This window comes from Ornithinibacillus californiensis (genome assembly GCF_001038485.1).
In the GTDB taxonomy this organism is placed as follows: domain Bacteria; phylum Bacillota; class Bacilli; order Bacillales; family Amphibacillaceae; genus Ornithinibacillus; species Ornithinibacillus californiensis.
Genome location: NZ_LDUE01000034.1, coordinates 1 through 10,782, shown reverse-complemented (window position 1 = coordinate 10,782; position 10,782 = coordinate 1). Strand labels below are relative to the sequence as shown.

9 protein-coding genes are annotated in these 10,782 nt (G+C 37.0%); 4 read left to right on the top strand and 5 right to left on the bottom strand.

The genetic code is table 11. The features are described from left to right. Positions 1–117: 117 nt before the first annotated feature. From TE34_RS07850 to TE34_RS07835, 4 genes are all read left to right on the top strand, one after another. Positions 118–1,335 carry an ISL3 family transposase gene (locus TE34_RS07850; protein ID WP_047983024.1) on the top strand — a complete coding sequence of 406 codons (1,218 nt, stop codon included), beginning with the start codon at positions 118–120 and terminating at the stop codon, positions 1,333–1,335. Positions 1,336–1,487: 152 nt separating this feature from the next. After that, entirely contained in the window at positions 1,488–2,426 is a 939-nt protein-coding gene (locus TE34_RS07845) for a coiled-coil domain-containing protein (protein ID WP_047984270.1), read from the top strand. A 194-nt stretch (positions 2,427–2,620) separates the two neighbouring features. Next, positions 2,621–3,010 (top strand): rhodanese-like domain-containing protein, encoded by a 390-nt coding sequence (locus TE34_RS07840; protein ID WP_047984269.1) that lies wholly within the window; start codon positions 2,621–2,623, stop codon positions 3,008–3,010. A 98-nt stretch (positions 3,011–3,108) separates the two neighbouring features. Further along, entirely contained in the window at positions 3,109–4,164 is a 1,056-nt protein-coding gene (locus TE34_RS07835; protein WP_047984268.1) for a M42 family metallopeptidase, read from the top strand. A gap of 58 nt (positions 4,165–4,222) precedes the next feature. On the opposite strand, the gene pgmB is transcribed toward TE34_RS07835, so the two are convergent. From pgmB to TE34_RS07810, 5 genes are all read right to left on the bottom strand, one after another. Further along, positions 4,223–4,894 (bottom strand): beta-phosphoglucomutase, encoded by a 672-nt coding sequence (pgmB, locus tag TE34_RS07830; protein ID WP_047984271.1) that lies wholly within the window; start codon positions 4,892–4,894, stop codon positions 4,223–4,225. A 28-nt stretch (positions 4,895–4,922) separates the two neighbouring features. Further along, positions 4,923–7,205 carry a glycoside hydrolase family 65 protein gene (locus tag TE34_RS07825; protein WP_047984267.1) on the bottom strand — a complete coding sequence of 761 codons (2,283 nt, stop codon included), beginning with the start codon at positions 7,203–7,205 and terminating at the stop codon, positions 4,923–4,925. 42 nt (positions 7,206–7,247) lie between these two features. Then, a complete protein-coding gene (locus TE34_RS07820; RefSeq protein ID WP_047984266.1) occupies positions 7,248–8,081 on the bottom strand; it encodes a carbohydrate ABC transporter permease in 834 nt (277 codons plus the stop codon). A 12-nt stretch (positions 8,082–8,093) separates the two neighbouring features. Then, entirely contained in the window at positions 8,094–9,311 is a 1,218-nt protein-coding gene (locus TE34_RS07815; RefSeq protein WP_047984265.1) for a carbohydrate ABC transporter permease, read from the bottom strand. A 103-nt stretch (positions 9,312–9,414) separates the two neighbouring features. After that, the gene (locus TE34_RS07810; RefSeq protein ID WP_047984264.1) at positions 9,415–10,692 is read right to left on the bottom strand and encodes an extracellular solute-binding protein; all 1,278 of its coding nucleotides are present in this window, start codon (positions 10,690–10,692) and stop codon (positions 9,415–9,417) included. Positions 10,693–10,782 lie beyond the last annotated feature (90 nt).

Sequence of the window (10,782 nt, the reverse complement as noted above, 5' to 3'; positions counted from 1 at the left end):
GGCTCTATAATATTTGTTGGGGTTTCAATAAAATTCAGAAAAAAAGTACACGCACCCCAAACATTCTTTTATACTTGAATTGACGAGAAACAAGATAAAGAATGGGGATGCGTGTAAATGGATTTTATCATGAATATGCCAGGATTAAAAGACTGTAACGTAACAAATTTAGTAGAGCGAGATGGGAAGGTAGAAGTTTATGTGGAAATGGAGCGTAAGCCACATAGTTGTCCGCGATGTGGAGAGGAAACCGAACGCATACATGACTATCGATACCAAAAAGTAAAACATCTGAAATGGTTCGAAAGAATGACTCAACTATGGTATAAGCGCAGACGTTATAGTTGCCCTTCCTGTGGAAAACGATTTTCTGAAGAAAACGGCTTCGTAGAACGATATCAACGCACTTCCGTGGAATGGAATCAAGCGGTCTCTATCCGATCCATCAAAGCAAAAACTTTTAAAGAGGTAGGAGAAACATATGGCTCCTCGGCAACAACCATTGTTAGACGTTTTGACCAATTAGCGGAAACGGAGATTAAAGAGGTAAACTCACTTCCTTCCGTCATAGCGATTGACGAATATAAAGGTGATACAAAAGAGGGTAAATATCAGTTAATTATTGCGGATGGTATCACGAAACAACCATTAGATATTCTCCCAAATCGCTATAAAAAAACCATTAAACAGTATCTCCAAAAACATGGGGCAAAAGTAGAAGTTGTCATTATGGACATGAGTCCAGCTTTCAAGGCAGCTGTTCAGAACGCATTAGGTAAACCTATTATTGTAGCTGACCGTTTTCACTTTTGTCGCTATATCTACTGGGGATTAGACCGCGTGAGAAGACGAGTTCAAAAAGACTTTCATGACTATGATCGTAAGAAATGTAAGCGAATGAAGTATGTATTTCATAAAGCAAAGGGCCGTTTAAAAGATGATGAGCAGTGGCACTTAGAAAGATACTTAAGTATGTCAGATGAACTGAAAGTAGCGTATGAATTAAAGGAAGCTTATCGAGAATGGTTTGAGGAAGCGAAGCTTATGGGGAAAGAACACATCTCCCTAGTGAAAGAAAACCTACAGTCTTTCTATAAAAAGGTAATCGACGCGGAGATACCTGAAATGATAAGTGCCATTAAAACCTTTCAAAACTGGCAGATAGAAATACTGAATAGCTTTGCATACGACTATTCTAACGGTTTTTTGGAAGGTATAAATAATACTACTAAAGTGATAAAGAGAAATGCATATGGATTTAGAAGTTTTAAGCGATTTAGAGCGAAAATCTTATTGGCAAGACAGTATAAAGATGTTGGTGTGCATATAGGATGAGGTGGCGACTAATGTCACCACCCCAACATTTGACGTAGAACCATAAAAGAAGGGGAGTGCTCTATCTGGAGACACTCCTTTTCCTTTGTTCGAGTGAAACCTTTGCTTGATTCATTCGTATGAATAATAGACAGTAATAAGGGGGATTTAATATGTACCAAGAATTAAATGAACAACTAGTCCATGTAAAAAGTGAACTTCATAGAAAAAAGAAACTAAATTTGCAACTTAATGACTTTCGAGAGGAACTTTCGAATATAGAATTTACCACCGGTCAATTAAAAAGACAATTAAGAGAAGAAAAGGCCGATGTAAAAAAGCTAGAAGGCTTTACTATTGCTAATTTTTTCTCAACTATTTCTGGTACAAAGTATGAAAAACTAGATAAGGAAAATCGAGAGGTTTTAGCTGTTCAGTTACAATTGGAAGAGGCAGAAAAGACTAGGAATGAGATTAATGACTCAATGATGGATGTACTGAAGAAATTGGGTGAAGTGAAAAATAGTGAGCGTACATATAAAGAACTGTTAGAGAAAAAAGAACAGTTTATTATGGAAAGTAACTCCAACTATGCAAATGAGTTGTATCGTTTAAGTGAGCAAGAAGGGGATATTCAGGCGTACATTAAGGAAATTAATGAAGCAATCAGTGCAGGTGAAGGTGCGAAGAATGCTCTTATCAACGCCGAAAGTTCATTAAACTCAGCTTCGACTTGGGGTACTGTCGATATGTTTGGTGGTGGCATGATCTCTAGTGCGATTAAACATAGTAAAATGGATGACGCCTCTGGACATATTCATATTGCACAATCTAGAATGAGAACCTTTCAAAAGGAATTACTAGATATTAATGAAATGGTCCATGTGGATATGGATGTATCAGGATTACTAAAATTTGCAGACTTTTTCTTCGATGGTTTAATCGTTGATTGGATGGTTCAGGGGAGAATAACTAATTCAAAAGATCAAGTTCGAGATAATTTATCTAAGGTTAGAAGTATCATAAGAAAATTACAAGATGAGCTATCAAACTTACAAGGAAAACTAGAACGTGTCCAGCAGGAGAGAAAGGCATTAATAGAAAGTATCTAGTAAGTTTAAGAGGCTATATGAAGGATGAGTAACGCTGTTCCAGATAGCCTCTTCTTATTAGTTCGTGAAGTAACATAAGATTATAGTTTGATAGTTTTAATTGAAAATGAATAGGAGTTAATGGGCTATAGTAGTTTGTTTCTATCTAAATTTCCTTTATAATGAAATCAATAATGACAAAGGGAATGGGTATAATGGGATTTCATGAATGGTTGATTATTATTTTAATAGTTATCTTAATCGTTACGAGATTTATGCCAGTGAAGGGAATTAAGAACATCACGACAATGGATGCGAAGGATAAACTTCAAGAAAAACATGTTCAGTTGATCGATGTTCGGACACCTGGGGAATACAATCGAAATCATCAAAAGCCTTTTCGTAATATCCCACTCTATGAACTAACACAACGGTTAACGGAATTGGATAAGTCCAAGGATATAGTAGTTATTTGTCAGAGTGGTCTTAGAAGTTCGAAAGCGGCAAGGGTATTAAAAAGAAAAGGATTCACCCAAATTTACAATGTAAAAGGCGGATTGGGTGCCTGGAAAAGAAATGAAAACAAAACAGAAGCAGCAGAATGATCGTGCATCATTTTGCTGTTTTTTTGAAGTTATTTTCTGTTCAACATGAGATTTTAGCGTTAAGATAATAGTAAGTATTTTTTGAGAGGAGCTTGACCTTGACTACATATCCGAATGTTCAAGAAACGAAGGAATTAATTAAACAATTGGTATCCATACCGAGTCCAACTGGCTTCACATCCAATGTGATTCAATTTGCTGAGGAATTCTTAAGTAGATTAAACGTAGAAACAAAACGTAATCGTAAGGGTGGCTTAATCGCAACTCTTCCAGGTGAAAAAAATGATGAGCACCGTATGCTAACGGCACATGTCGATACACTAGGTGCAATGGTTAAGGAAGTAAAAAGCAATGGGCGTCTTAAACTAGACCTAATTGGTGGTTTTCGCTATAACTCTATCGAAGGAGAATATTGTGAAATCCACACTTCTAGTGGAGAAGTAATTACTGGTACGATTCTTATGCGTCAAACTTCCGTACATGTGTACAAAGATGCGGGTAAAGCGGAACGAAATCAAGACAATATGGAAGTTCGTATCGATGCCGTAGTGAATAATGCGGAAGCAGTTCGTGAACTTGGTATTGAAGTAGGCGATTTTGTATCCTTTGATCCTCGTGTTCAAATAACCGATAATGGGTTTATCAAATCACGTCATTTAGATGATAAAGCAAGTGTAGCAATTCTATTACAGTTAATTAAACGGCTGAAGGAAGAAAACGTTACTCTACCGTATACAACTCACTTCCTTATTTCGAATAATGAAGAAATCGGTTATGGTGGTAATTCTAATGTAACTCCGGAAACAATTGAGTACCTAGCTGTAGATATGGGTGCTATGGGCGATGGACAATCAACGGATGAATATACTGTTTCTATCTGTGTGAAGGATGCTAGTGGACCTTATCATTATGGGTTAAGAAAACGCTTGGTAGAATTAGCGGAGAAAAATAATATAGGTTACAAGCTAGATATTTATCCATATTACGGATCAGATGCATCAGCAGCAATCAAGTCTGGTCATGATATTGTCCATGGTCTGATTGGACCAGGAATTGATTCTTCTCATGCCTTTGAACGTACACACGAAAAGTCGCTTATTAATACAGAGAAACTAGTTTATCATTACGTGTTATCTGAGATGATATCCTATTAATTAAGGAAACTCACACTTATCCCTAGTCGGATACACCGTGTGAGTTTCTTTTATTTCCTCATTCGGGACCATTTTTTCTTTGCCATGCTTTTATTAAACTGTGTAAAGATAATTCATTTGTTGAACTTGTTAAAAAATCTGCTTCTTGTACAAAGGCCCTGTCTCCAACCCCGACTGAGAACATTCCTGCTTCATTTATTGCTTCAATCCCACTTTTAGCATCTTCAATTGCTATACACTCGACGGGCCTTACCCCAAGTTTTGCAGCTGCTTGTAAGAAAAGGTCTGGTGCGGGCTTGCCATTAGTGACGTTATTTGGGTCTGCTATACCATCAAATATACCATCTATTTCAAGTGCCCTTAAAACTGTGGGGGCATTTTTACTAGCTGATGCTAATCCCAATTTATATCCTGCATCCTTTATATCCGTTAGTAACTGGCGGATTCCTGGCAAGATATAGTCTGGAGTCAGTTGTAATAGTAAGCTTTTATAAAAGTTGTTCTTTTCATTAGCTAACTGTTCTTTTTCAATGGCTGTAAAGTCATCTTGTCTACCAGCTGAGCGAAGTATTCGTTCTAGTGACTCTAGTCTAGAGATGCCTTTTAATTGCTCATTAAAAGTAGAGTCTAATGTAATATTGATGCTAGCAGCACATTTTTTCCAGGCTTGAAAATGAAAGTCTGCTGTATCTGTAATGACACCGTCCAAGTCAAGAATAAAAGCCTTAATCACTATAAACAACTCCAATCCCAAGTTATTAGGCTAAAAGAACAGCAGAATTATTGGTAACGGTGTATTCTTTACCCCATATATATAGATTAATAGATTCGCCTGACAGTAATTCGACTTTGAAGCCATCGTGATTATTCGTGATTAACAATAAGCGGCCTTTATACTGAATATGGAAGGAGTAGCCATTCCATGCTTTCGGTAACTGTGGGCGAAAATACAAGCCATTCTCCTTTAATCGTAACCCACCAAACCCTGCTACAATTGCCAACCAAGTCCCACCCATGTTAGCCATATGGAGTCCATCCTTCGTATTACCGTGTAAATTATCTAAATCTAATCTAGCAGTTTCTAGAAAGTAATCATACGCCTTCTCTATATAGCCCACTTTTGCTCCCATCATACTGAATACACACGAAGAAAGAGAGGAATCATGGGTAGTAATCTTTTCATAATAATCGTAAGAGTCCTTAATGATATCTTCTGATTGTTCATCTTCAACTAGAAAGTGGGCAAGAACTGTATCCGCTTGTTTACAGACCTGATAACGATAAATTGTTAACGGATGATAGTGCAATAATAACGGATAGGCATCATCTGGTGTACCTTCAAAATCCCAAATTTCCTTTTGTAAAAATGTATCATCTTGTGGATTAATGTTGAGATCTTGATTAATCGGTAAATACATGGTGGTAGCTGCCTTTTCCATTGCTGCCAACTCAGACGTAGAAATAGAAATTTTATCTGTCAGTTGTTGCCAATACTTGGGATCTTCTTTTTGTAAGATTTGATAAACTTTTATAGCCCAATTCAAATTATACTTCGCCATGACATTGGTGTAATAGTTGTTATTTACTATCGCCGTATACTCATCAGGTCCTGTTACCGTATCAATTTTAAAATACCCACCTTGATAATGACCAACTTCTAGCCAAAGCCTAGCTGTCTCGATGACTACTTCTGCACCAAATTCCTTTAAAAAATCGATGTCATCGGTTGCTAAGTAGTATTGAATAAAACTGTAGGCAATGTCAGCACTAATATGATATTGGGCTGTACCAGCTGGATAATAGGAAGAGCATTCTGTTCCAGTAATAGTTCTCCAAGGATATAAAGCCCCTTTGCTATGTCCCATTTCAAGAGCTCTTTTTCTAGCATAATCAAGTATGGAGTAACGATAGTATAATAGTTTCCTTGCTAACTTGGGATTAGTTAGCGTGAACATAGGAAGAAGGTATATCTCTGTATCCCAGAAATAATGACCTTCATACCCTTCGCCTGAAAGTCCTTTTGCGGCAATACTTGTTTTCCCATCCTGACCAGCAGACTGAAGCAGATGATATAAATTAAATCGAATTGCTTCTTGGATATACTCATCACCATCGATTAAAACATCTGTGTTTTTCCAAAATGATGACACATACTCCTTTTGAAGATTCAATAGTTGTTCATAAGGTAGGTGTGAAACGGTTTCCTTAATTGAAACCAAAGACTTCTGTAAATCCTCATATCGTGATGAATCTCCAATAAATGTTCGTTTATCAATAAAAGTTTCTTGTGTTAAGGTGAAGTTAATCACTGTTTGAATAGACGTTTCACTCAGCTTATATTCATTGGACGCATTCGATGCTGAAATTTTCACATGGGACAACATTGCGGCCCGTAACTTCGAAGTATGTGCTTCTACCTCTACATAACTACTATCTTTTATCCAAGCTAGGTTATTAATCTTTAACCTCTTAGAATCACCACTAGCAACACGTGGGTCACTTTGATCAGCAAAGTTCTGCACATCCCCATTTACATGAGAAATAATCTGTATGGGGATATTTTCGCTCAATGGTGTTAGAGTCACATACTGCTGAAATAACTCACGAGTTTTAAAAGAAACTAATCTTACAAAGTTAATTTTAATTTCAATGCCTTGACTTGACCGCCAATGTAACACTCGTTCTGTAATCCCTTGATCTAAATGAAGAATACGCTCATAGTGTAGTATTTCTCCAGAAAAAAGAGAGACTTTTTCCCTTTCTCCATTCTTGCCAACCCATATTTCAAGACGTTGTGCGTCAATAATATTAAGTAATTTCTGTTGATTTTCTGGAAATCCATATAGCTTTTCACCGTATGGTATTTCCACAATGTCATGAAACCCATTGATATAGGAGCCCTGTACCGTTTTCGCATGTGGTGGTAATCCTTCTTCTAAGTTACCACGAATACCTATATAACCATTGCCATTAAAAAATAAACTTTCTTCCACTAATAATGTATCGAGATCGAATGCATTAGATTTTACCTTCCACGACAAGATGTATCACTCCTTGACTTTCTAAAAAATTATCATCATACTTTACTCTTTCACACCACCTGATGTAAGTCCTGAAACAATCTGCCTTTGGAAAATTAATACGATAATTAATGTTGGTATAGTTACAATCGTTGTTGCAGCTGCAACTTCTCCCCAAAGGATAGAGAATTGATCTCGTAAAAATGAAATTGCTACAGGCACGGTATGGTAATTTGATTCAGTGTTTAAGGTTATTGTCAATAGGAACTCATTCCATGCAGCTATAAAGGTGATGATAGCTGTTGTAAAAACTCCTGGAGCTGCTAGTGGAAATACAATTTTTGTTAAAGTTTGCACCCTAGTTGCGCCATCGATTTTTGCCGATTCCTCTAGAGCTAACGGTATTTGATTGAAATGTGTAACTAAAATCCAAACTGCCATTGGTAAAGTGATGGTAGAGTAAGGCAGGATGACAAAGTAGCTATTTAACCAACCTAAATCATAAAATAAATTGTAAACGGGACCAGTGATAATCATTTGTGGAAACATCGACACGGCCAAAACTAATCCTAGTAAAATACTCTTACCTCTGAACTGAAAGCGTGAGATAGCATAAGCGCATAGAGATGCGACAAAAATGACATAAATTGTTGTCGAGATTGCAACAACAAAGCTATTAAATATAGCTCTTAAAATCCCTTTTTCGAATAAAATCGTGATATAGTTCTTGATGGTAGGGTCCTCTGGGATAATATTAAATGCACCGGTACCAAAAATCTCGCCGCTAGTTTTAAAGGAAGTAATGAATATCCATAAAAAAGGAAAAACCATAATAAATAGATAACCGATTACAACAATACTAAACAATAATAATAATTTTCTTTTTGATGTTTTCATGGTACTCCCTCCTTAATTGCGATCGAGTAAATTCGTACCGAGTAGTCTCACAAAGATCATAGCAATAATAGCTACACATACAAACATGATCATGACAACGACAGAACCATAACCAAAGTTTGTTTGTCCAAACATTGTTTTGTAAGCATAGATGGACATCGTTTCCGTTGCCCCACCAGGACCTCCACCTGTTAAAACGAAGATTAGATCAAATACTCGAAAAGCATCTAACGTACGGAACAGTAGAGCAACTAGAATAGATGATTTCAGTAATGGTAGAGTAACAGAAAAGAAGCTTTTAAATTTAGATGCCCCATCGATGGATGCTGCTTCGTACAAAGAACCGGGTATATTCTGAAGTCCTGCCAGTAATAGTAGTGCCATGTAAGGTGTAGTTTTCCAGACATCTGCTAGAATAGTAGAAACCATTGCTCCACCTTGGCTTAGCAATAAATCCTGCGATTGATTAATAAGACCCAGATTCTCGAAGAAATGGGCTACGACCCCGCTTGAACCATCATATAAATAACTCCACATCAACGCTGCAACTGCAGTTGGTATTGCCCATGGGATAAGGGAAGTTGTTCGTACCAAACCTTGCCCTTTAATGGCTTTGTTTAGGATTAAAGCAAGCCCTAACCCGAGAACCAGTTCAATAGATACGGAGACAACAGTAAACAAAATCGTATTCCATAGTGCGATATGTACTCGTTTATCCCCAATTGCTTCTTTATAGGCTGCTAGGCCAATAAAATTGGAAGGAATAATACTCTTATTAAAATCTTCTACTAATAGTGGTAGACTGTCACCGTGGGTTAAAGAATATTCCGCTGTTAATTCCGATATGATGCCCTTCGTATCTTCGTATAAACGAACAATCTCGTTTCGTTGTCCACTTGTAATCTCAATGACACCATCGACACCCTTATACTCTGCGGAGACACTTTTAACGTCTTCAATCGTTTCTTCTGCTCTTACTTTGTCTTCATTATTCGTTATATTTGCTAAGTCTTCTGAAAGAAATAAATCAATATATAATGCCGTTTCATGAAATAGGTCAGTATTAAACCTTTCATTTAGATATAACCCAGACTTCTGTTGATCGTTTAACTTATAATCAAACAATGTGTAGGTGACAGATTGTATGACTGGCCATAATGAAAATATACCGATTAGAATTAGAGTGGGAAGTAAATACAACCATCCATTGAATCCTAGTTTTTGTTTCAAATGTTTTCACCTCTCAAAGGTTCATACTCCGTTTCGTTATTTAAAGGGAAACTCCTTATGAATTGGATCATAAGGAGTTTTTATCTAATTAAAAGATTACCTATTATTCTGCTTTGGCAGCTTGTTCGATTGAGCTTGCTGCGGTTTCTATTCCGTCACCGGAGCTTAAGTATTTATGTGCTTCGACTTGTATCGTATCGGACACAGCATTATAATCTGGTGATACTGGGCGAGCAAGGGTGTTAGCTAATGCATTTTGGAAGCCAGGATATGAAAGCAATTCGTTTCCTGCAACTACTTCTTCATCCTCTAACAATGCATTGAATCCAGGTAGGTATCCACCCTCCGTAGCCATGATTTTTTGTCCTTCTTCACTTGCTGCGAATTCGATGAACGCCCACGCACCATCAATGTTCTCGGAATTTTTATTGATTCCTAGTAGCCATCCACCGACTGAACCACCATTTGGTAGAGGTGCAATACCAACTTGATCAAGAGATACTGTCACACCTTCTTCTTGTCCTTTTATTCGCCCAAACTGATATGGCCAGTTACGAGCAAATACTGCATTACCTTGTTCAAAATTTGTATGTGTTTCTGCTTCCGTATAGTTTAATAGGTCACTAGGTGAAAAATCTGCGGTAGTAAATTTGTACATGGACTCTAAACCACTCTGAATATCAGAAAATGCATTTGTAAATTCGGTAACATTTACAGTAAGCCCCTCATATTGTTTTGATTGATAAAGGAAGCCGTATTTTGTATCTCCTTCACCAGTATATTTCTCAGCCATTGCATATAAATCATCATATGTGTAGTCACCACTGTCCAATTTAGCGGCATCTTCTTCACTTACTATGTCACTTCGATAATATAGTAGGCCTAAGTCAGGGAAGAAAGGTAGTGTATATTGCTTACCTGTATAATTTCCTGAAGCCATTGAACCTGCATTGAATTGATCTTTACTAAACCCTGAATCATTCATAAAAACATCAATTGGTTCTAAAAAGCCTGCACCAGCAAACTCTCCAGCCCATACTACGTCTAATGAAAGAACATCGTATTCGCTAGATCCGCTGTTTAAGGAGTTTAAAAGCTGATCATGCATTTGTGCAGAGTCATTTGTTAACGCATCCCACTCTGCTACATATTTTTCTTGGCTAGCGTTAAAAGCATCAATAACAGCCTGTGTTGCTGGTGTATTATCATTTTGTATACCAAGTTTAAGTGTGATTTTTTCATCGTTGGTATCCTCGCTTGTAGTATCTTCATTATTGGTGTCAGTGTTGTTGGTGTTATCTGAATCATCACCAGAACATGCAGCTAGTGTTAATAAAGCAAAAATAATAAATAAGAAGAAAAACGATTTTAGTATTTTCATTCTTGTCCCCCCTAATAATTTGCATCGCAAGTTTCCACTCATCGAAATTTGCGTTACTTAATTTGTATTGTAAAGGCTTACATAATATAA